21 protein-coding genes are annotated in these 19,143 nt (G+C 72.2%); 7 read left to right on the top strand and 14 right to left on the bottom strand.

The genetic code is table 11. From position 1 onward, the window contains the following. Positions 1-32: 32 nt before the first annotated feature. Positions 33-752, top strand: a complete 720-nt coding sequence (locus tag BMY97_RS18850; protein ID WP_245787386.1) for a S1 family peptidase — start codon at positions 33-35, stop codon at positions 750-752. A 36-nt stretch (positions 753-788) separates the two neighbouring features. On the opposite strand, the gene BMY97_RS18845 is transcribed toward BMY97_RS18850, so the two are convergent. The 3 genes from BMY97_RS18845 to BMY97_RS18835 form a co-directional block, all read right to left on the bottom strand. Beyond that, positions 789-2,762, bottom strand: coding sequence for a LamG-like jellyroll fold domain-containing protein (locus BMY97_RS18845; protein ID WP_091618165.1), 1,974 nt, complete (start codon positions 2,760-2,762; stop codon positions 789-791). Positions 2,763-2,870: 108 nt separating this feature from the next. Next, positions 2,871-3,851, bottom strand: a complete 981-nt coding sequence (locus tag BMY97_RS18840; protein WP_091618164.1) for an NmrA family NAD(P)-binding protein — start codon at positions 3,849-3,851, stop codon at positions 2,871-2,873. After that, the gene (locus BMY97_RS18835) at positions 3,848-4,672 is read right to left on the bottom strand and encodes a polysaccharide deacetylase family protein (RefSeq protein ID WP_091618163.1); all 825 of its coding nucleotides are present in this window, start codon (positions 4,670-4,672) and stop codon (positions 3,848-3,850) included. The genes BMY97_RS18840 and BMY97_RS18835 overlap by 4 nt, the downstream gene beginning before the upstream one ends. 87 nt (positions 4,673-4,759) lie before the next feature. Between BMY97_RS18835 and BMY97_RS18830 the strand changes: the two genes are divergently transcribed. Beyond that, complete coding sequence (locus BMY97_RS18830; RefSeq protein WP_091618162.1) at positions 4,760-5,101, top strand: winged helix-turn-helix transcriptional regulator; 342 nt, start codon at positions 4,760-4,762, stop codon at positions 5,099-5,101. A 41-nt stretch (positions 5,102-5,142) separates the two neighbouring features. Here the strand turns inward: BMY97_RS18830 and BMY97_RS18825 are convergent, their stop codons facing one another. From BMY97_RS18825 to BMY97_RS18810, 4 genes are all read right to left on the bottom strand, one after another. After that, positions 5,143-5,583 carry a DUF6640 family protein gene (locus BMY97_RS18825; RefSeq protein ID WP_218156811.1) on the bottom strand — a complete coding sequence of 147 codons (441 nt, stop codon included), beginning with the start codon at positions 5,581-5,583 and terminating at the stop codon, positions 5,143-5,145. 42 nt (positions 5,584-5,625) lie between these two features. After that, positions 5,626-7,062, bottom strand: a complete 1,437-nt coding sequence (locus BMY97_RS18820; protein WP_091618161.1) for an amidase — start codon at positions 7,060-7,062, stop codon at positions 5,626-5,628. A 112-nt stretch (positions 7,063-7,174) separates the two neighbouring features. Further along, a complete protein-coding gene (locus BMY97_RS18815; RefSeq protein ID WP_091618160.1) occupies positions 7,175-8,401 on the bottom strand; it encodes a metal-dependent hydrolase family protein in 1,227 nt (408 codons plus the stop codon). 120 nt (positions 8,402-8,521) lie between these two features. After that, on the bottom strand, positions 8,522-9,310 hold the full coding sequence (locus BMY97_RS18810) for a hypothetical protein (protein WP_091618159.1): 789 nt from the start codon (positions 9,308-9,310) through the stop codon (positions 8,522-8,524). 360 nt (positions 9,311-9,670) lie between these two features. On the opposite strand from BMY97_RS18810, the gene BMY97_RS18805 reads away from it, so the two are divergent. Continuing rightward, positions 9,671-10,345 carry a GntR family transcriptional regulator gene (locus BMY97_RS18805; protein ID WP_091618158.1) on the top strand — a complete coding sequence of 225 codons (675 nt, stop codon included), beginning with the start codon at positions 9,671-9,673 and terminating at the stop codon, positions 10,343-10,345. Positions 10,346-10,355: 10 nt separating this feature from the next. On the opposite strand, the gene BMY97_RS18800 is transcribed toward BMY97_RS18805, so the two are convergent. Together BMY97_RS18800 and BMY97_RS18795 are read right to left on the bottom strand one after the other, a co-directional pair. Next, entirely contained in the window at positions 10,356-11,456 is a 1,101-nt protein-coding gene (locus BMY97_RS18800) for an SGNH/GDSL hydrolase family protein (protein ID WP_091618157.1), read from the bottom strand. A 35-nt stretch (positions 11,457-11,491) separates the two neighbouring features. Further along, the gene (locus BMY97_RS18795) at positions 11,492-12,394 is read right to left on the bottom strand and encodes an NADP-dependent oxidoreductase (RefSeq protein ID WP_091618156.1); all 903 of its coding nucleotides are present in this window, start codon (positions 12,392-12,394) and stop codon (positions 11,492-11,494) included. A 111-nt stretch (positions 12,395-12,505) separates the two neighbouring features. On the opposite strand from BMY97_RS18795, the gene BMY97_RS18790 reads away from it, so the two are divergent. Further along, the gene (locus tag BMY97_RS18790; protein WP_091618222.1) at positions 12,506-13,483 is read left to right on the top strand and encodes a MerR family transcriptional regulator; all 978 of its coding nucleotides are present in this window, start codon (positions 12,506-12,508) and stop codon (positions 13,481-13,483) included. On the opposite strand, the gene BMY97_RS18785 is transcribed toward BMY97_RS18790, so the two are convergent. Beyond that, a complete protein-coding gene (locus BMY97_RS18785) occupies positions 13,474-13,854 on the bottom strand; it encodes a winged helix-turn-helix transcriptional regulator (protein WP_091618155.1) in 381 nt (126 codons plus the stop codon). The two genes, BMY97_RS18790 and BMY97_RS18785, sit on opposite strands and share 10 nt — an antisense overlap. A gap of 76 nt (positions 13,855-13,930) precedes the next feature. Here BMY97_RS18785 and BMY97_RS18780 point away from each other — a divergent pair, with 76 nt between their 5' ends. After that, positions 13,931-14,857 (top strand): NADP-dependent oxidoreductase, encoded by a 927-nt coding sequence (locus BMY97_RS18780; RefSeq protein ID WP_091618154.1) that lies wholly within the window; start codon positions 13,931-13,933, stop codon positions 14,855-14,857. Positions 14,858-14,868: 11 nt separating this feature from the next. Here the strand turns inward: BMY97_RS18780 and BMY97_RS48465 are convergent, their stop codons facing one another. After that, the gene (locus BMY97_RS48465) at positions 14,869-15,054 is read right to left on the bottom strand and encodes a hypothetical protein (protein WP_245787385.1); all 186 of its coding nucleotides are present in this window, start codon (positions 15,052-15,054) and stop codon (positions 14,869-14,871) included. Between the two features lie 19 nt (positions 15,055-15,073). Here BMY97_RS48465 and BMY97_RS48460 point away from each other — a divergent pair, with 19 nt between their 5' ends. Continuing rightward, entirely contained in the window at positions 15,074-15,223 is a 150-nt protein-coding gene (locus tag BMY97_RS48460) for a hypothetical protein (protein ID WP_245787384.1), read from the top strand. Positions 15,224-15,396: 173 nt separating this feature from the next. On the opposite strand, the gene BMY97_RS18770 is transcribed toward BMY97_RS48460, so the two are convergent. From BMY97_RS18770 to BMY97_RS18760, 3 genes are all read right to left on the bottom strand, one after another. Beyond that, positions 15,397-15,855: a MerR family transcriptional regulator gene (locus BMY97_RS18770; RefSeq protein ID WP_091618221.1), complete on the bottom strand. Its 459-nt coding sequence runs from the start codon at positions 15,853-15,855 to the stop codon at positions 15,397-15,399. A gap of 62 nt (positions 15,856-15,917) precedes the next feature. Next, positions 15,918-16,988 carry a DmpA family aminopeptidase gene (locus BMY97_RS18765; protein WP_091618152.1) on the bottom strand — a complete coding sequence of 357 codons (1,071 nt, stop codon included), beginning with the start codon at positions 16,986-16,988 and terminating at the stop codon, positions 15,918-15,920. Beyond that, on the bottom strand, positions 16,989-17,615 hold the full coding sequence (locus BMY97_RS18760; protein ID WP_091618151.1) for a TetR/AcrR family transcriptional regulator: 627 nt from the start codon (positions 17,613-17,615) through the stop codon (positions 16,989-16,991). A 122-nt stretch (positions 17,616-17,737) separates the two neighbouring features. On the opposite strand from BMY97_RS18760, the gene BMY97_RS18755 reads away from it, so the two are divergent. Beyond that, positions 17,738-19,138: an APC family permease gene (locus tag BMY97_RS18755; RefSeq protein WP_091618150.1), complete on the top strand. Its 1,401-nt coding sequence runs from the start codon at positions 17,738-17,740 to the stop codon at positions 19,136-19,138. Positions 19,139-19,143 lie beyond the last annotated feature (5 nt).

Raw genomic sequence — 19,143 nt, 5'->3', positions numbered from 1 at the left:
GTTCCCGCCGCCGCCGAGAAAAGGACCGACCCGTGAAGCTGCCTCGCCTGACTCTCCTGCTGCCGCTGGTGGCGCTGGCCACGCTCGCCCCGGCCCCCGCCGCGTCCGCCGTGATCGGCGGGTCGGTCAGTGTCCGGGGGCCGTGGGCGGTGCGGATGCTGGTCGACGGCAAGGGGGAGTGCACCGGGACCGCGATCGGCCGGGAGTGGGTCATCAGCGCCTCGCACTGCTTCTTCGAGCAGGCCCAGGACATCGCCGACGCCAGGATCGAATTCCGGGTGGGCGAGCTGGACCAGCGCGAGGGCACGGTGGTGCACCCGGTGCCGGGCAGCCGGCAGGGCAGCCCGGCCGCCGACATGATGCTGATCAAGGTGCCGCCGATGACCGTCACGCCGGCGAAGCTGCCCGGCGCCGAGCCCGTGCAGCCCGGCCAGGCCGTCCGGCAGTACGGCTGGGGCGCCACCTGCCAGGGTGACGAGAACTCCTGCCAGTCGGACGTGCTGAAGCAGTCGGACCTGCGGGTCACCAAGAACGAGGACCCGCGGTGCGAGGGCTTCGGCGGCGGGACGGACTTCTGCCTCACCAGCATTTCCGGGATCCCGGCGGGCGGCGACTCCGGCGGCCCGATCATGGGCACCGGGGCCGCGGCGGACACCCTCGTCGGCGTCTTCGACACCTCGGACCGGGAAAGCGTGGCCGGCGCGGGCGACGTTTCCCAGCAGCTGGCCTGGATCCGGAAGGTCGTCGGCTGACCGGACGGGTCCCCGGCCCGGGGACCCGTCAGCGGTCTACTTCGTCATGAACTCGTCGAGGCGCAGCGGGCGGCCGACGATCCGGACGTCGCCGATCCAGCCGTGGAAGACCTGGTCGACGGCACCGTCGTAGGAGTGGCCGCCGAGCATCCAGGCCAGCCCGAGCGAGGCGATCCCGACCGAGTCGGTGGACGGGTTGTCGGCGACCGGGGAGCTTTCCACGTACATCCGGGTGTGGTGCCCGTCGTTGACCACGGCCAGGTGCCACCAGGTGTTCTCGGGCAGGCCGTGGCCCCAGTTGGTGGTCGGGTAGGACTGGTTGAGCGGGTAGCAGTTGAACTGCGGCTCACGGCCGTTGTTGGAGATGCACAGCTGCGCCACCGGCTCCTTCGGGTCGGTGTTGCGGCCGTGCTTGCCGGCGGCCCCGGCCGCGCCCCAGCGGCTGAGCAGCGCCATGAAGCCGTTGTTGTTCGCGTCCCAGTCCAGGGGGATCTTGATGAACGCCTCGATCGTGTAGCCGCGCTGGAACGTCTCGGCGTTCAGCGGCGCCCGTGAACCGGTGGTCAGGTACGCGCCGTGCAGCGGGTTCCGGCCGCCGGCGAACCGCAGGCTGGCGTGGCCCGGCTGGTCGGGGTGGTGCCCGGCGGACCAGGTGAGCGCGTCGGCGGCGGTGCCGGCCACACTGGCCAGGCTCAGGTCGTTGCCGTGCCCGGAAAGATCGCGGACCGGCTGGCCCGCGGTGACCGGGCTGCCGTCGCCGCCGCCGTTGTCGAATCGCCAGTACGCCAGCGTGCCCGGCACCAGCATCCGGTTCGCGGGCCGCGCGGGGCGGACCGGCACGGGCAGGAAGCCGGCGAACCGCTCGTCGAAGTCGAACGGCATGGAGAAGTAGTCGACGGGCGTGGTGAGCCGCGATTCGAGCACGGCCATGCGGTTCCGCTCGGCCGGGGGCTGGGCGAGGATCCACGGCGAGATCGTCTCGACGTCGATCGTGTTGCGCTCCAGGTCGAAGTGGTAGAGCCGCAGCATGCCGCCGCCGCCGAAGTAGCGGTTCTGGTAGTTCGTGATGTGCAGGTGGACGTCGTGGCCCGCCGAGTTCTTCTTGACCACGCGCCCGGACGGCCAGTAGTGCCCGTTCAGCGTCAGGAAGACCTGGTCGTTGTCCTTGATCAGCCGATCCCAGACCTGCTGGCCGTAGTCGGTGATCACCGCGTTGTCCTCGGGGTCGCCGGACTCGTACGGGTAGACGTTGTCGTCGTAGGTCGAGCCGACGATCTCGTGCGCGGTGAGGATCACCGGCAGCTTGGGGTGGGCCTTGATCACCTGGTCGGCCCACGCGAAGCCGGCCGCCGAGGTCCGCCAGTCCATCGCGAGCAGCAGCCACTCCCGGCCCGCGGCGCGGAAGGTGTGCGCGGTGTTGTACCCGCTGGCGTCCGCGCCGAGGAACGACTTCGACCGCCGGAACCGCTGCGGCCCCATCGTCTGGAGGTAAGGCGTGGAGCCGCGCGTGTCGTCACCGGACACGTCGTGGTTGCCGGCCAGCACGCTGTACGCGACGTTGTGCGAGTCCATCACCTCGAACGCCTTGCCGACCGCTTGGAACGACGTCGGGTCGGCGTCCTGCGTCAGGTCGCCGAGGTGCGCCATGAAGACGATGTTGTTGTCCGGGTTCCCGCTCTGGTTGATCACGTAGCGGAAGGACGCCTCCTGGGGCTCCGGGGCGAGGCTGTTCTGGCTGCCCCAGTACAGGTATTGGGTGTCCGGCATGACGGCGAGCGTGAACTGGAGGCTCTCGGAGTCCGGGCTCCACCGGCCGATCCCGCCGGGCCGTCTGCCCGCGGCGTCGGCAGCGGCGTTGTCAGCGGCAGGGTCGGCGGACGCGGGCGCCGCGCCGAGCGCGCCCAGCGCCGTGGCCCCGACCCCGGCCAGTCCGGCGTTGCGGAGGAAGGACCGGCGGCTCGGCCCTTCCGGTGCCGGGGAGGATTCGCCGCTGCCTTGGGTTGTGCGCATGATGGTTCCGTCCAGGTTTGCCGGGGAGCAGGGGGTGAGCCGCCCCGACGCTAAGCACGATCGGCCACCACCGGGCCAACGGAAGATGACCGCCACGGGTCGGCTGGCTTACCAGGGCAGGGTTGTCCGGTCCTTGTCCTGCGGCGCCACGGTGCGTGTTCCCGTGGTGGCTCGAACCTGGTGGCGCAGCCAGTCCTCGAAGGACAGCAGACCGGGGCGCAGGCGGCGCAGGAAGGGCACGTCCCGGTCGAGGGCGTAGACGTCCCGTTCGCCAAAGAACCGGAACATCGCCGCGTAGTCGTGGCCGTAATCGGGGATCGCGGCGCGCAGCTCGTCGTGCGGCATCGGGAGGTACGCGCTGGGGGTGCCGGTGACCCGCTCGAAGGCCGCGGCGATCTCGTCGCCGGTGAGACTGTCGCCGATCACCGCGAGATCGCGCGCGCCCCAGGATTGCCAGTGGCCGAACATGTGCCCGGCAAACCAGGCGATGTCGTCGAGGGCGACGAGCGGGTACCGGGCATCGCCGAGCGGGAGGCGGAAGACCAGGCGGCCCCGGCCGTCCGGCTTCGGCGGGAGGCGGTCGCGCAGGTTTTCGAAGTACGGCGCCGTGGTCAGCACCGAAACGTGGTTCGTGTACCAGCCGTCGGGCTCCTGGCGGAGCATCTCCTCCGACCGCAGCAGGCCGATGTGCGCGGAGACCGCGGCCTTGCTGTCGAAGTGCGGGACGGGATGTCCGGTCAGCGTCACCGGGCTGTCCAGCGACGACCAGATGAACTTCTCGACGCCCGCCCGCTGTGCCGCGTCCAGCAGGGCCAGGCCTTGCCGGTACTCGCCGACGGCGCTGCCCGTCGCGAAGAAATCGGTGTTGGCGAACACGGCCTCGGTCTTTTCCATCCAGGCATAGGCTTCCGCCGGTTCGGCGCGGACCAGGATGATGCGGCCCGGTGCGGTGGCGGCGAGTCCGGTGGCGTGGGCCGACCCCGGGTCGCGGGTGGGCACGACGACAACGGCGTCGGTGGTGCCGAGCAGCCGGTGGACGACCCGGCGGCCCATGGCCCCGGTGCCGCCGACGACGAGGACGCGGTTCATGACTTCCTTTCCTGGCAGGCGAATACGTGCTCGGCCGCCTGCGCGTGGGTGGCGACCCAGACGTCGCCGGACGCGCGGACGTGGTCGAGGATCCGGGCGACCATGCCCGCCAGCGGCGGCCGTCCGCCGACGTGGGCGTGGAGGGTGAGGTGGAAGACGCCGGGGCCGGGCGCGGCGAGGAGCTGGTCCAGCAGTTCCCGGTGCAGATCGCGGTACGCGTGCGGGCCCGCCGCGGCGCCGCGGACGTCGGACTGGCCGCCGTGCATGAGCGAGACCAGCGGGCCGTGGGCGGTGGGCAGCACCTGGGGGAGGTCGTGGTCGCTGTGGTCGCCGGTCCAGCGGTAGCCGGCCTCGGCCAGCAGACCGGCGGTGTTCCTCGAAGCGGTGGCGCGCGGGCTCATCCAGCCGGCCGGGCGGACCCCGGTGACCCGGCTGAGGATCTCGGTGCAGCGGCGGATGTCGTCCCGTTCGGCATCGGCGTCGAGCAGGGCGGGCACGCGCTCTTGGGCCCAGCCGTGCGCGGCGATCTCGTGCCCGGCCTCGTGCACGGCCGCGACCGTGCCGGGATGCCGCTCTGCGACGAGGCCGTTGACGCCGAAGGTGGCGGGCAGATCGCCCAGAATGCCGAGCAGTCGCGGGATTCCGGTGGTGACGCCGTAGTCCACCCAGGACGCGCTGTGGGTGTCCTCGACGCCGGGCAGCGGCCACGCCGCCGCCATCGGCGCGTAGGCGGGCGAGTGCCCGGGTGACCACAGTTCCACCGCGACGCTGATCAGCGCGGCGACCTTCCGCCCGCCCGGCCAGCCGATCCCTGCTGTCATGTTTTTCCCTTCTCCGTCGGCTTCCCTGGCGAAGCTAACGAGAAGGCAGGAACCTCCCGGTACCCGGCGGCGGGCTACCGTCGGGGAATGCGTGAGTACTCCGGCAGCGTGTTCCTCGCCGACTGCCCGGCCCGGCTGGCGATCGAGATCATCGCCGACAAATGGGCGGTGGTCGTGCTGTTCGCGTTGAGCCGGCAACCCTGCCGGCACGGCGAACTGGTCGCCCTGATCGGCGGGATCTCGCGGAAGGTGCTGACCCAGACCCTCCGGCGGCTGCAGGGATACGGGCTGGTCGAGCGGCACACCGCGGGCGGGAAGGCCGAGTACGCGCTGACCGGCCTCGGCCGGACGCTGGTGGAGCCGATCGCCGTGCTGACCCAGTGGGCCCACGTGCACGGCGCGGCCGTGGCGGAGTTCCGGGACTCGTGAGTGTCCAGGACGGTGAGAGCCGTCCTGAACACTCACGAGCCTTACTTGCGGGCCAGCCCGGTGGCCGCGGCCAGCGCCGCCAGGCAGGCGGTCGCGACGAACAGGTTGGGGTCCATCCCGAGCACCTTCGGCGTCTGGTCCTTGAACTCGTCGTCGACCAGGGTGGTGCCCGGGAACAGGGCGGCGCCGTACATGCCCAGCCAGGGCGTGGACACGATCGCGGCGGCGGTCCGCAGATTGCGGTCCGGATCGCCCTTCCCGGACGCCAGCAGCGCCAGCCCGGTGCCGCCCAGCAGCTGGCTCATCACGATGTACTGGGCGTCGTGGAACTTGGCGTGCCCCGGCCAGCGGGGGTTCCGCAGGTGCTGGCGCGCTGTCTTCGGCACGAGGAAGTCCGCCGTCAACGCGCCTGCGACCGTTGTCGCGCCGACCAGTCCGACCAGGAATCGGGCTGCTGACTTCCGTGCTCCGCGTGGCTTCATGCCCACCAGCAGAACATCTCGACTTTGGTCGAGGTCAAGGGATCACTCGGGCGGGCGGCGGCCGGACCAGGGGGCGGCGCGTTCGAGCTGGCCGGCCAGCCGGAGCAGCACGTCCTCGCGGTTCCGGGCGGCGGCGAACTGGAGGCCGATGGGCAGGCCGTCGGCATTCCAGTGCAGGGGCAGGGAAATCGCGGGCTGGCCGGTGATGTTGTACGGCGCGGTGAAGGCGCCGAGCATGGCGATCCCGGCGGACAGCTGCTCCGGCGGGGCGGCCTCGGGGGACAGCTCGCCGAGCTTGCCGGGCGGGGCGGGCAGCGTCGGGGTCAGCAGGATGTCCAGCTCGTCCTCCCAGAGGGCGGCGACGCCGCGAGCCCAGCGCTGGGAGGCGGTGATCGCGCTCAGCCACTGGACAGCGGTGACCTGCCGGCCCGCTTCGCAGAGCATCGCGTTCATCGGCTCCAGCACCGACGGGGAAAGCTGCTCGCCCAGGCGCTCCGACCAGCTGTCCAGTTCCCACGCGACCGCCGCGGCGAGCACCGGCGGCATGGCGTCGAACAGGCCGGGGGCGTCCAGCGCGGGGGCCGCGGCCGGGGCGACGTGGTGGCCGAGCGACTCGAGCAGCCGCGCGGTGTTCTCCACCGCGGTGACGCAGTCGGGGTGGGCGGTCTCGCCGGTGCCGGGCGCTTCGGTCCGGAAACCGATGCGCAGCGGCCCAGGATCGGTTTCGGCTTCGAGGCGGAAGGGACGGGCCGGTGGCGGCGCGCTGTGCGGGTCCCCGGCCGCGGCTCCGGCGGTGGCGTCGAGCACCGCCGCGGTGTCCCGCACCGACCGGGTCAGGACGTGCTCATGGGTGACCGAACCCCAGTGGTCGCCGTACTGCGGCCCGAGGCTGTTGCGCCCGCGGCTGGGCTTGAGCCCGACCACCCCGCAGGCACTCGCCGGCACGCGGATCGAGCCCGCCATGTCGTTGCCGTGGGCCACCGGCACCAGCCCCGCGGCCACGGCGGCGGCCGAGCCGCCGCTGGAACCGCCGGGGGAGCGCGTCAGGTCCCACGGGTTGTGGGTCGCGCCGTGGGCCAGCGGCTCGGTGGTGAGGCTGGTCGCCAGCTCGGGCGTGTTCGTCCGGCCGCAGAAGACGAATCCCGCCGCGCGCAGGCGGGTGGCGAGGTGCGAGTTCTCACTCGCCCGCCAGTCACGGTCGCGCAGCAGGCGCATGCCGCCGTGCACCGGATCGCCCGCCCAGTGGGCGAGGAAGTCCTTGAGGAGCATCGGAACGCCCTGGAACGGCCCCTCGGTGGTCGAAGCCGCGTCGCTGCGCGCTTGCTCGAAGCGCGTGCTGACCACGGCGTTCAGGTCGCCGTTGTGCTCCTCGATCCGGGCGATCGCCGCGTCGAGCAGTTCGAGCGGCGTGACCAGGCCCTGGCGGACGAGATCGGCCTGGGCCGTGGCGTCCAGCCACCTCAGTTCAGCGAGGCTCATCGGTGACAACCTTCCTGAGAGGCAACTCGGCCGCTGCGCTGCCACCGTAGCCATCGCGGCCCGGACGGTGCCACCGTGGCCGCCCGGCTCTGCCCGTTGTACCTCGCTGCGGTCAGCGGATGTCCTTGACCACGCGGCCGCCCTGGATCACGGCCTTGACCTGAGCGGGGTCGTCGAACACCCGCGGGTCCGCCAGCGGGTCGGCGCCGAACACGGTGAGGTCGGCGATCTTGCCCGGCTCGATCGTGCCGACCTCCTCGTCGATCCGCAGCACCCGCGCGTTGTCCCGGGTGGCGGAGACGAGTGCCTGCATCGGGGACTCGATTTCGCTGCGCAGCACCAGTTCCAGTCCCCGGTGCTCCTGTTTCGGCCCCACGTAGTCCGAACCGGACCCGATCAGCACCCCGGCCGCCCGCGCCGCCCGGATCGCGGCGGCCTGGCCGTCGATCACGTTGCCCACGCGGGCGCCGATTTCCGGCGGCAGCCCGGCTTCGGTGGCGTCGGCCCGCAGCGCGTGCGCCACGGCCAGGGTCGGCACCAGCGCGACGCCGTGGCCGGCCATCAGCTCGGCCGTCTCCTCGTCCACCGCCGAGCCGTGTTCGACGCATTTCGCGCCCGCCTCGACGGCCATGCGCAGGCCGGCGTTGTTGTGCGCGTGGACGGTGACGTACGTGCCGCGCGCCTCGGCTTCGGCCACGGCCGCGGCGACCTCGTCGTGGGTGAACTGGGTGTCGCTCAGCTTGTCGTGCCGGGACACGACACCGCCGGTGACGCACATCTTCAGGAACATCGCGCCCCGCCGGAACGCCTCCCGCGCGTTGCGCCGCACCGCATCCGGGCCGTCGGACACCAGTGAAAGCGAGACCAGCCCGGGGATCTGGCGGGAATCCCAGTCCTCGGCGGAGTCCCAGTCCGCGCCGAGGTAGCCGTGCCCGCCGGTCTGCGCCAGAATCGGTCCACAGTGGATGATCCGGGGCCCGGGCAGCTTGCCCGACGCGACGGTCCGCTCGATCCCCTGGTCCACCCCGCCGGTGTCGCGGACGGTGGTGAAGCCGGATTCGAGCGTCTGACGGCAGTTGGCGAACATGTCCGCGGCCAGCTCCGCGACCGAGAGCTGCCGGGTGGTGGTCAGCTTGTCCACGTCGCTGGACAGGCCCAGGTGGACGTGCGCGTCGATCAGCCCGGGCGTGACGACCAGCCCGGCCAGGTCGACCACCTCCGCCCCGGCGGGCGGGGTGCCGCCGAGCGCGGTGATCCGGCCGTCCTCGACCAGGATCGCCTGGCGGGGCACCGGGTCCGCGCCGGTGCCGTCGATGACCGTCGCGCCCACGAGCCACATGCGGTACTCCCGTCCGTCGCTGGATGTGCTCCGGCCATTCTGGGCCCCGGACGGCGGTCGCGGCCATGAACATCGGTCGACGGCTGCGCAGGTGCGGCACGACACCTGTCGCCGCGGCCGTCACCAGCTCAGGATCCGCAACGGCTCGGCGGGATCCGGCTCGGCGACGCGGTCCCGCAGCACCAGGACGCCCAGCGGCACGAGGACCAGGGCCAGCGCGCCGTACTCGAACAGGTCCGCGAGGTTGGCCGCCTTGAGGACACCGCCCCACAGCGTCCCCGACCACAGCAGGATCAGGCAGCGGCCGGTGCCGAAGGCGCCCGACCGGAACGCGCCGATGGCCAGCAGCGCCATCCCGAGGTACCGGCAGGCCGACGCCACGACGGCGACGCGCCAGGGGCCGTAGGAAATGCCCGGGTAGTTGCCCAGCACGAAATCGGTGGCCCGCCCGAGACCCTGCGACGCGGCCAGGTGGAAGGCGGCCTGATCGGCTCCGGCGTCGTAGAGCCGGGCGAACAGGCCCAGGATGAGCAGCGTGCCGCCCCAGCAAGCGAGCGCCGGCGCCCGTGCCGCGACGATGCGGGCGAGGGTGGCGAAGGCCGGGCACAAGAGCAGGGCCCCGGCGGCGAAGCACGCGTATCCAGCCGTGACCAGCGCGGGATTCGCCAGGTAGGCCGCCAGCTGCGACGGGGCCGCGAACGGCTGCCGGGCGAACGCCGCCAGCTGCTCGGCGGAGAAGGTGCCCGAATGCAGCCCCAGGTACCGCAGCAGCAGCCCCGTCCACCACACCAGCGGACCGGCCACCAGCGCGGCGCCCCCGATCAGCCGGCCCGGGAACCAGGCGCTCCGGTCGACCGGCGCCGGTGTCCGCCACCGCCGGACCAGGGGCAGCGAGTTCGTTCGTTCCATGGCAGACACCCTGGAACACGGGCTGGCCCCGGCACATCGTCCGATGGGCACCGGCGACGGTGCACTTTGGTCAGGGGCTCAGCATCGGGAACTCTGGTGGCGCGGGCCCGCGAGCTCAATCTGTTGTGACGGTGAAGTGCGCGCGGCATGAGATCGGCCGACTCGCCGGGGCCTCGTTTTCGTGCGGCTTCCTGTTTTTCCAGCACTTCGAGCGGGCACCGCATGGCGATTCCCCAGTAGGCAAAGGGAATCTCGCCCCGGTCCCGAACCGCGCGGGCCGGCCGCCGGAGGTCCCGTTGAGCAGGATCACGCTGCCCGGTGGCCGGTGGCTCGGCACCGGGAAAGCCCAGCCCACCCGGTATGGTGCTGGTCCGGGTCGGATCGTGCGGCCGGTGGCCGGAGGAGGTGGGCGCGCTGTCCTTGACCGAGGACGTGTACGACCAGCTCAAGGCCCAGATCGTGCGGCTCGAGCTGGCGCCGGGGGCGGTGGTCAACGAGGGCGAGCTGGCCACCGGGTTCGGGGTGTCCAAGACGCCGGTCCGCGAGGCGCTCGGGCTGCTCGCGCGGACCGGGTGGATCCGGGTGCTGCCCCGCCGTGGCTACCTGGTCCGCCCGGTCGAACTCGGCGACGTGCTGGAGCTGTTCGCGATCCGGCGGCTGGTCGAGCCCGCGCTGGCGCGCACGGCGGCCGCGACGGCTTCGCCCGAAGCCGTCGCGGAACTGCGAAAGCTCGTGGACAAGGAGTCCGGGGTGGACTTCGGCCGCGCGCTGGACGCGGCGAAGTCTTTCCACCTTCGCTTGGCCGAAATCGCCGGGAACCGGCGGCTGTACTCGATTCTCGAGACCCTCGTGGAGGAGGTGCAGCGGCTGCACTACCTCCAGCCTGATCACGTGCTGACGCCCGGAGAACTCCGCGCGCATCGCCGGATCGCCGACGCCATCGGCGCGGGCGAGGGCGACGACGCGGCCGAGCTGATGCTGGACCACCTGGACGAGGCGGCGCGGACGTTGACCGCCGGGTTCGCCGGAGCCTGAGCCGGGCCGGTCAGAGCTGGGGCGCCACGAGGAGCCGGGCGGCCCGTTCGCCCATCCGCAGGTGCGCGGCCGGGTCGGGGTGCAGGCCGTCGGGCAGGGCCGCGGCCTCGTCCGGCCCGAGCAGCTCGCGCCCGTCGAGGTAGCGCAGCGCCGGGTCTTCGCGTACGCCGACGATCTTGGCGAGCAGCGCGCGGACGCCGCTCAAGGTCAGCGCCCCGGCGCCCGCGGAGCCCAGCGCGCGTTTGCGGCCGGTCTCCGGGTCGAGCGTGACGGGCCCGGAAGTGGTTTCCAGCCCGGCGAAAGAGGTCGGTGAGACGAGCACGATCGGCGTGCGCGGGTGGCCGTCGCGGATCATGTCCAGGAACCCGTGCACGGCCGGGACGAAGGTGCGCTCGCGCATCGACGCCTCGCCGACGAGGTTGATCCCGGCCTTGAGCGTGACCAGGCCGGCCGGGGTGTCCCGGATGGCGCGGGCGACCTCCGGGTCGAGCATCGCGCTGCCGGCGAAGCCGAGGTTGGTCAGCGCCGTGCCGGTCGCCAATGCGGCGACGGCCGGCCAGACCAGGGTCGGGGCGGGCGCCTCCAGGCCGTGGCTGATCGACGAGCCGTAGTGCACCCAGGCCGCGCCGGGCGGCGGGGTCGGCGTGAGCAGCGGCGCGTCGGCGTCGAGCGTGCGCAGCTCGACCGTCGCGCTGTGCGGCAGCCAGATCTCGACGTCCTTCTCGCCGGCCGGCAGACCGTCGAACCGCACGGTTTCGGCGGGCCCGGGGCTCAGGCGGGATTCGGCGAGGTGCAGCACGTCTCCCGCGGTGGCCGGCACGCGGGCGAGCACCGTCCCGCCGACGGTGAGGTCGAACGACGCGGGCAGCAGGCCCTCGGGCATCACCGGCACGGTGACGTGCACCCCCAGCGCCAGCGACCGCGCGGCCGTGCGCAGGCGCAGGCGGACTCCGGCCGCTTGGGAGACGACAAGGTCCATCAAGTCGTCGGGCAGGCGCGGCCGGGTCCAGGCCGGCAGCCGGCGCGGGCGGACGCCGTTCGGGGTGCGCTCCAGGTCGAGCGCGCCGAGGATCGTGACGCGGTTGTCGGGCAAGGCGAGGTGGTGGGTCATGTCGCTCCTTTGTGGTCGCTGGACCGGCGGCCGGATCAGCCGGCCAGCAGGACGATTTTTCCGCGTACCTGACCGGTTTCACCGGCCCGGTGGGCTTCCGCGATGGCGGCGAGCGGGAACGTCTTCCCGATCGGGACCGAGAACTGCCCGGACTCGATCAGGCCGCCGATCTCGCCGAGCGTGTAGAGGGCGCGACCGGTGTCGCCCCGGCTGAACCGCACGCCGTGTTCTTGCGCGCCGGCGAAATCGGCGACCGTGACGACGTGCTGCGGGCCGCCCGCGAGCTTGATCAACTCAGGCAGGACGCCGCTCCCGGCGATGTCGAGCGCTCGGTCGACGCCGCCGGGGGAGAGCGCGCCGACCCGCTGCGCCAGGCCATCCCCGTAAGCGACGGGTTCGGCGCCGAGCGAGCGGAGCAGGTCGTGGGAGCCGGGGCTGCCGGTCCCGATCACGCGGGCGCCCCGCGCCACCGCGAGCTGGACAGCGGCCCGTCCGACGACTCCGGAGGCGCCGTTGACCAGCAGCGTCTCACCGCGCTGGACGCCGAGCTGGTCGAGCGCCCGCGCGGCCGTCTCGACGGCGACCGGAAGTGCCGCAGCCGCCGCGAAATCGAGCGACGGCGGGATGGGCGCGTAGTGGGGCAGCACCGCCAGCTCGGCCTGCGCGGCGGCGTCGGCGCAGAACCCGAAGACGCGGTCCCCGACGGCGACGTCCGAGACGCCCTCGCCGAGCTCGTCGACGATGCCCGCCACTTCGTACCCCAGCGTCTGCGGGAGTTCCTGGTCCATCAGGCCTTGGCGTTTCTTCCAGTCGCTCGCGTTGACGCCGGCGGCGCGCACGGCGATCCGGACCTCGCCGGGACCGGGACGCGGATCCGGCAGGTCCACGATCTCGAGGACCTCCGGGCCGCCGAACCGGCTGAACTGGGCTGCCTTCATGAGTCGTCCTGTTCTCGATGCGGTGTACGAACACTGTTCTATCGACGAATAGTGTTCGTGTCAAGTCGGGGCCTTGACTCTCAAGCGGCTCGAGATCCGATAGTGGGCGGTGTGAACGACCTCTACTCCATCGGAGACGTCGCCGGCCGCACCGGCCTGAGCGTCAGCGCGATCCGGTTCTACGCCGACGAGGGCCTTGTCCCGCCCACCCGCCTCACCGAGGGCGGCTTCCGGCAGTACGACGTGCACGCCATCGCCCGCCTCGAACTCGTGCGGACCCTGCGCGAGCTGGGCGCGGGTCTGGACGGCATCCGCCAGGTGCTCGCCGCGGACACCACCCTGCCCGAGCTGGCCGTCACCCACCTGCGGCTGGTCGAGAAGGAGCTGCGGCGGTTCCGGGCGCGCCGCGCGGTGCTGCGGACCATCGTGCGGCAGCGCACCACCACGGACCAGGTGAGCCTGATGCACAAGCTCGTGTCGATGTCCGACGACGAGCGCGACCGGCTCGTCACCCGGTTCTGGGACTTCGTCACCGAAGGCCTGGACGTCGATCCCGGCTACGTCGAGGCGCTGCGAAGCCGGCGGCCGGAGCTGCCCGAGGAGCCGTCCGCCGAGCAGCTCGAAGCCTGGATCGAACTCGCGGAAATCGTGCAGGACAAGGAGTTCCGCACGGCGATGCGGGACTCGCTGCATCGCGCGTTCGGCACCGGGCGGGGCAGGCTGATGGCCACGCCCGAGATGATGGCGCGAGCGGAACGGCGCGAGAAGCTCTTCCGGGAGGCCCGGGCCGCCCAGCAGGCCGGGGTGCCCGCGGATTCGCCGCAGGCCCGGGACATCGCCGAGCGGATGGTGGCCGACGCCGCCGAGTTCACCGCCGCCATGACCGGGGAGCAGGACCCGGACCGGGCCCGGCGGAGCGTCACCGAATTCGGCCGGGCCGCGCAGCAGTCAAGCAGGCTGCCGGGCTTGGCGAAACTGCTGACCCGGTACGCCGGCCTGGTCGCGACGATCAACGGCACGCCCCGGCCGGACCCGGACGAGGCGGCGGCTGTGCGCGAGTGGATGGCCGCCGCCCTGGCTCAGCCTTGATGGGCGACCGGTTCCGAATGGGCGTCGAGCGCGTCGAGGACCGCGTCGCCGTTCGCCCTCGCCCACTCGGTCAGCACGTGGATCGGCTCGATCAGCGTCGCGCCGAGCGAGGTGAGCTCGTACTCGACGCGGGGCGGCACCTCGGCGTAGGCGTGGCGGCGGACGAGTCCGTGTGACTCGAGCCGTCGCAGCGTCTGGGTGAGCATTTTGCGGGAGATGCCGCCGATCAGGTCGATCAGGTCGCCGTGGCGCACCGGGCCCTCGCTGAGGCCGGAGAGCACGACCACCGTCCACTTGTCGGCGATCAGCTCGACCGCCAGACGGGCCGGGCAGTCGGCGAGGAAAAGACCGCCGGGGCCGTAATCGCTCATGGCGCCCAAGGTACCCGGGGGTGCCTATCGGAAACCTAGCCTGGGTTTCGTTCCCTTCCCGAAAGCCAGGAGAGTCATGCGAGTCATCACCCAGCAGCAGCTCGGCGGTCCCGAGGTGCTCACCATTACGGCCGCGCCCGAGCCTCGTCCGTTGCCGACCGAGGTCCTCGTGCGGGTCAAGGCGATCGGGCTGAACCCGCTGGAGGCGCGGTTGCGGGCCGGTGAGTTCCCGATGCTGGGAAGGCCGCCGTTCGTCCTCGGCTGGGACCTCAGCGGCGTGGTCGAACAGGCGCGGACGGGCCGGTTCCGGCCCGGCGAGGAGGTGTTCGGCATGCCGCTGTTTCCCCGGGCGGCCAACGCTTATGCCGAGTTCGTGTCGGCGCCGGCCCTGCACCTGGCGCGCAAGCCGGCGTCGCTCTCGCACGTGGAGGCGGCGGCGTTGCCGGTCGTCGGGCTGACGGCGTGGCAGGGCCTGGTCGACCTCGGCGGCGTGACCGCCGGCGACCGCGTCCTGGTCCACGGGGGTGGCGGCGGGGTCGGCCACGTCGCGATCCAGATCGCGAAAGCGTTGGGAGCGCACGTGATCACGACCGCCGGCGGGAGCAAACGGGAGTTCGTCGAGAGCCTCGGCGCCGACGAGGTGATCGACTACACGAAGGTCGATTTCGCGGAGGTGGCCCGTGACGTCGACGTCGTGCTCGACACCCTCGGCGGCGACACCGTCGAGCGGTCGCTGGGCGTGCTCCGCCCCGGCGGCCGCCTGGTGACGGCGGTCGCCGATGAGGATTCCGAACTGGCCGCCAAGTTCGAGGCAGCCGGCCTGCACTTCAGCGGCATCGCGGTCGACCCGGACCCGGTCGCCCTGCGGGGGCTCGTCGAACTCGTCGAACAGGGCAAGCTCCGGGTCCGGGTGCAGGAGACGTTCCCCTTCGAGCGAGCCGCCGACGCGCACCGGGCGCTCGACGGTGGTCACCTTCAGGGAAAGCTCGTGCTCACCGTCTGATCAGCCCGGGTTCACACCGACGGTGACATGCCGAGGCTCGTGTCGTTGGCGCGTCCCACCGAGTTCACCGGACCGGCCTGGGCGAGCGTCCGCCCGAAGCACACCGACCACGAGTTCGCGCCGACCCCGGACGACGCGCACGCCCACACGCCCAGCGCCGTGCCGGACGAGGTGTAGAGGTCCATGGCCGCGGTCATGGAGTAGAGGCTGGACCGGTTGTTGCGCACGATCACGGCCCCTTGCACGCTGCCGCCGCCGGGCGACCTGACCGCGCAGACCTGCGCGACCACGCTGGTGCTGACCGTCTTGGAACCGGCGCACCGCCACGTGCTGGCGCTGGAGGTGATCGGGTTCGTATTGCCGTAAGCCCGCCAGGAGCCGCTCTCCGCTGCCCCGGCGGGCCCCGCCGCAGCCACGCTCAACCCAGCGGCCGCCGTGACGATCGTCGCCAATCCGGCGAGGGCTCTTCGAGTGGACGCCATCGCTGTTCCCCTCTCGTCGGGCTCCCGGGGTTTTCCGGGCGCCCCAGGGAACTCGCACTACCCGGGCTGGTCGTTGCCCGGAAGCGGACAATTCACCTGGACGGCGGTGAAGGGGCGGCCGTCCCTCCTTTCGGACTGGGGCCGAGGGTGCGGCTGGGCTGGTGCGTGTCGTGGTTTCTCCGGGCCTTGGCGTGAAACCCGCCGGGGCCGGGTCAAGGCATCGAGCCGCTGACCGCGGGCAGGTGCACGCCCTTGCGGAAGTGCGGGCACTCGTCGGGTGCGCCAGCCGCGGTCCGTGTGCCGGACGCCCAGCGCGGCGGCGATGTCGTCGAGGCTCAGGTTTCCGGTCTCCCGCCACACTTTCAGCAACGCGATCCGGTACAGCTGGTCGCGGTCGTAGCACCGGCGGCCGGATCGGCGGTGCGGGGTGAGCAGGCCGCAGCGCTCCCAGTAGTGCAGCGTCGAGATGGGCGGCCGGAAACCGGCCGCCACCTCGCTGATCGGGAGGAGGTCCATGCCGGCCATTGGACCTCAACCCGAGCCCGGTTGACAAGCTTAGGCTAACCAAACCCTGCGGTTCAGCTGAGCACGTCGAGCAGCTCGGCCACCGGCAGGCCGGGGGAGCGGTGGCCGCGGCGGCCGACCATGGTGCGGCCGGCGACCAGCGCGTTCAGCACCGCCTCCTCCACGGCGGGTGCCACAGCTGCGTAGAAGGCGTCCATCCGGTTCCACGGCACGAATCGGAGCTGCTCGTAGCCGGGTGCGCCCTCGGGCGGGCCGATCGTCAGCGCGCCGGCGTTCGCGGTGGAGAAGGCGAGGAAGATGTCACCGGAGAAGTGTGATCCGGTGGTCCCGGTGCGGGCGAGGCCGAGCGGCACGCGGCGGGCCAGCGCGGTGCACTGCCCGGGCAGCAGCGGGGCGTCGGTGGCGACGACGACGATCACCGACCCGGCCCCGGGCGGCGTCCGCCAGTCGGTCTGCTCCATCGGGTTGTCGGCGCCCAGCCGTTCGCCCACCAGCACCCCGCAGACGGTCAGCTCCCGGCGGGAGCCGAAGTTCGCCTGCACGAAAACCCCGACAGTGTAAGCATCTTCGCCGTAAGCGACCACCCGGGACGCCGTGCCGCTGCCGCCCTTGAAGGCGTAGCAGTTCATCCCGGTGCCGCCGCCGACCGAGCCCTCCTCGACCAGGCCCGGCCGCGCCGCGTCGATGGCGGCGATCGCGTGCTCGGCCCGCACGTGCGGGCCGTTGATGTCGTTGAGGTAGCCGTCCCAGGTCTCGGCGACCACCGGCAGCAGCCACTGGTCCGCCAGGCGCGGCCGCTCCCGCAGCGCCCAGTCCACCACCCCGCGGTGCGCCGGCCCGATCGCGTGCGTGTTGGTGATCAGCACCGGCAGCCGCAGCGCCCCGGTCTCGGTCAGCCAGCTCGTGCCGGTCATCTCGCCGTTGCCGTTGAGCGAATACCAGCCCGCCGCGCACGGGATGTCGGCCTCGCCGGCCGGCCGGGGCAGGATCGCGGTGACGCCGGTGCGGACGTCGGTGCCCTCGATCAGCGTGGTGTAGCCGACGGCGACCCCCGGCACGTCGGTGATCGTGTTGAGCGGGCCGGTCCGGCCGGCCAGCGGCAGGCCGAGCGCACGCGCGCGCATTCAGGCTCCTTCCGGCTGGGGGAGCGCGCCGAGGGCGCACCCGGTGGAATCGGTGGCATAGGCCAGCAACAGCTGCTCGGCCACGGGCGCGGTGAAGGTCGGCACGGCCTGGGTGAGGTGCAGGCCGAGGCCGTCCTCCAGCGCCACCAGAGTGCGGGCGATCGTGGTGGTGTCCCGGGTCAGCGTGAACACCCCGCCCGCCGCCCCGGCCGCCAGCACGGCGGAGTACAGCGCGACCTGGCGCTCGTAGAGCTGGATGTGCTGGGCGGCGTAGGCGGGATCGGTGCGGGCGTACGCGCCGAGTTCGTAGATCAGGAAACAGAGTTCGTCCTCGCGCCCGGCCGGCAGCCCGGCGCGGATGAGGCCGGCGAGACGCCGCCGGGGATCGGGTTCGGCCGCGGCCGCGGCCTCCCGGTTCGAGCAGAACCGCTCCACCGCGGCGCGCTGCACCTCGTACAGCAGCTCGGTGAGGTTCGGGAAGTAGTAGAGCAGCGAGCCGGTCGAGATGTCCGCCCGGTCCGCGATGTCCCGCAGGCGCAGGCCGATCACCCCGCGCTCGAGGATCGCCTCCCGGGCGGCGGCGAGGAGTTCGGCCCGCCGCTCGGCGGCCCTGCTGGGTCGTGGCATGGTCCCGATTCTTCACATGACGGTCAAAGAACACAAGCACTACCCATATGGCTATTGACAGCAACCCGCGGATAGTTCTTTGATGCCTCTTCAAATAACAGCTCCGAAGAGGAGACGGCGACATGGTTTCAGACCCGACCGGCGGCCCGCCCGCGTCTCAGCCGGCGCTGCGCCGCGGCCTCCGGGTGCTGGGCACGCTGCTCATCACGCTGTCCGCGACCACGCCCGCGTCCTCGGTCTTCATCATCTCGCCGGGGGTGGTGGCGCAGGCCGGCAGCGGCGCCTTCTGGAGCTTCCTGCTGGCCGGCGTGGTCGGCATCTTCATGGCCTTCGTCTACGCCGAACTCGCCTCCGCGTACCCGCTCAGCGGCGGCGAGTACGCGATCGTCGGCCGCACGCTGGGCAAACTGCCCGGTTTCGTCACCCTCGGGCTGCTGGTGATCACGCAGCTGCTGATCATCGCGGTGATCGCGCTCGGGGTCGGGACCTACCTGTCGGTGGTGTTCCCGAGCCTGGACGGCCCGGTCGTCGCCGCGGTGACCACGGTCGTGGCGACCGGGCTGGCCGTGTTCGACATCAAGCTGAACGCGTGGGTGACCGGGGTCTTCCTGGCCATCGAGCTGGCCGCGCTGGCGGTGCTCACCGTGCTCGGCGTCGCCCGCCCCAGCCGGCCGTTCACCGACCTGCTGCTGCATCCGGTGGCAGCCGGTCCGGGCGGCGCGGTGGTGCCGGCCGGCATCGGGCTCATCGGCGCGGCGACGGCGGTCGCGATCTTCTCCTACAACGGATACGGCTCGGCCGTGTACTTCGGCGAGGAGACCCAGGACGCCCACCGCGGCATCGCCCGCGCCGTGCTGTGGGCGCTGGGCATCACCGTGGTCGCCGAGCTGGCGCCGGTGACCGCCGTGCTGCTGGGGGCGCCGTCGTTGAACGAGCTCTTCGCGGCGCCGAACATGATGTCCTACTTCCTCACCTCCGTCGGCGGTCCCGGGCTGAACACCGCGATCAGCCTCGCCGTGGCGCTGGCGATCCTCAACGCCGTGCTGGCGATCATCCTGATCACCGCCCGGATGGTGTTCAGCACCGGCCGCGACGCGGCCTGGCCGGGCGCGGTCAGCCGGGCGCTGGCCACCGTCCACCCCCGGTTCGCCACTCCGTGGGTCGCGACGGTCGCGGTCGGGCTCGTCGGCACGGTGCTGTGTTTCGCCGACGAGCAGTTCCTGGTCGTCACCACGGCGACCACGATCGTCGTCGTGTACGCCCTGCTGTGCCTGGCCGCGGTGAACGGCAGGCGCAACGGCTCGACCGCGCACGCCCGCTACCGCATGCCGCTGTTCCCGGTGGCCCCGGTCCTCGCGCTGATCGCCCTCGGTTACGTGGTTTACGAAAACGCGCTGGACCCGAAGGTCGGCCGCCCGAGCCTGTACGTCACGATCGGCATCGCCGCCGTCGCCGGAGCTTATTACCTGCTCGTCCTGCGCCGCCGGGGCAGCTGGGAATTGCGCGGTGCCGCCGACGAGTGAAACGT

This window comes from Amycolatopsis saalfeldensis (assembly GCF_900110575.1).
Taxonomy (GTDB): Bacteria; Actinomycetota; Actinomycetes; order Mycobacteriales; family Pseudonocardiaceae; genus Amycolatopsis; species Amycolatopsis saalfeldensis.
This window is presented reverse-complemented; position numbering and strand designations above follow the sequence as displayed.

Coding starts and splice junctions, on each gene's coding strand:
- BMY97_RS18825 (WP_218156811.1), bottom strand. CDS start 5,583: ATGAAGCCACGCGGAGCACGGAAGTCAGCAGCCCGATTCCTGGTCGGA.
- BMY97_RS18755 (WP_091618150.1), top strand. CDS start 17,738: ATGGTTTCAGACCCGACCGGCGGCCCGCCCGCGTCTCAGCCGGCGCTG.
- BMY97_RS18765 (WP_091618152.1), bottom strand. CDS start 16,988: ATGCGCGCGCGTGCGCTCGGCCTGCCGCTGGCCGGCCGGACCGGCCCG.
- BMY97_RS48465 (WP_245787385.1), bottom strand. CDS start 15,054: ATGACCGCGGCCATGGACCTCTACACCTCGTCCGGCACGGCGCTGGGC.
- BMY97_RS18800 (WP_091618157.1), bottom strand. CDS start 11,456: ATGACCCACCACCTCGCCTTGCCCGACAACCGCGTCACGATCCTCGGC.
- BMY97_RS18835 (WP_091618163.1), bottom strand. CDS start 4,672: ATGACAGCAGGGATCGGCTGGCCGGGCGGGCGGAAGGTCGCCGCGCTG.
- BMY97_RS18815 (WP_091618160.1), bottom strand. CDS start 8,401: ATGTGGCTCGTGGGCGCGACGGTCATCGACGGCACCGGCGCGGACCCG.
- BMY97_RS18780 (WP_091618154.1), top strand. CDS start 13,931: ATGCGAGTCATCACCCAGCAGCAGCTCGGCGGTCCCGAGGTGCTCACC.
- BMY97_RS18785 (WP_091618155.1), bottom strand. CDS start 13,854: ATGAGCGATTACGGCCCCGGCGGTCTTTTCCTCGCCGACTGCCCGGCC.
- BMY97_RS18845 (WP_091618165.1), bottom strand. CDS start 2,762: ATGCGCACAACCCAAGGCAGCGGCGAATCCTCCCCGGCACCGGAAGGG.
- BMY97_RS18795 (WP_091618156.1), bottom strand. CDS start 12,394: ATGAAGGCAGCCCAGTTCAGCCGGTTCGGCGGCCCGGAGGTCCTCGAG.
- BMY97_RS18770 (WP_091618221.1), bottom strand. CDS start 15,855: ATGGACCTCCTCCCGATCAGCGAGGTGGCGGCCGGTTTCCGGCCGCCC.
- BMY97_RS18805 (WP_091618158.1), top strand. CDS start 9,671: ATGGTGCTGGTCCGGGTCGGATCGTGCGGCCGGTGGCCGGAGGAGGTG.
- BMY97_RS18810 (WP_091618159.1), bottom strand. CDS start 9,310: ATGGAACGAACGAACTCGCTGCCCCTGGTCCGGCGGTGGCGGACACCG.
- BMY97_RS18820 (WP_091618161.1), bottom strand. CDS start 7,062: ATGAGCCTCGCTGAACTGAGGTGGCTGGACGCCACGGCCCAGGCCGAT.
- BMY97_RS18760 (WP_091618151.1), bottom strand. CDS start 17,615: ATGCCACGACCCAGCAGGGCCGCCGAGCGGCGGGCCGAACTCCTCGCC.
- BMY97_RS18830 (WP_091618162.1), top strand. CDS start 4,760: ATGCGTGAGTACTCCGGCAGCGTGTTCCTCGCCGACTGCCCGGCCCGG.
- BMY97_RS18840 (WP_091618164.1), bottom strand. CDS start 3,851: ATGAACCGCGTCCTCGTCGTCGGCGGCACCGGGGCCATGGGCCGCCGG.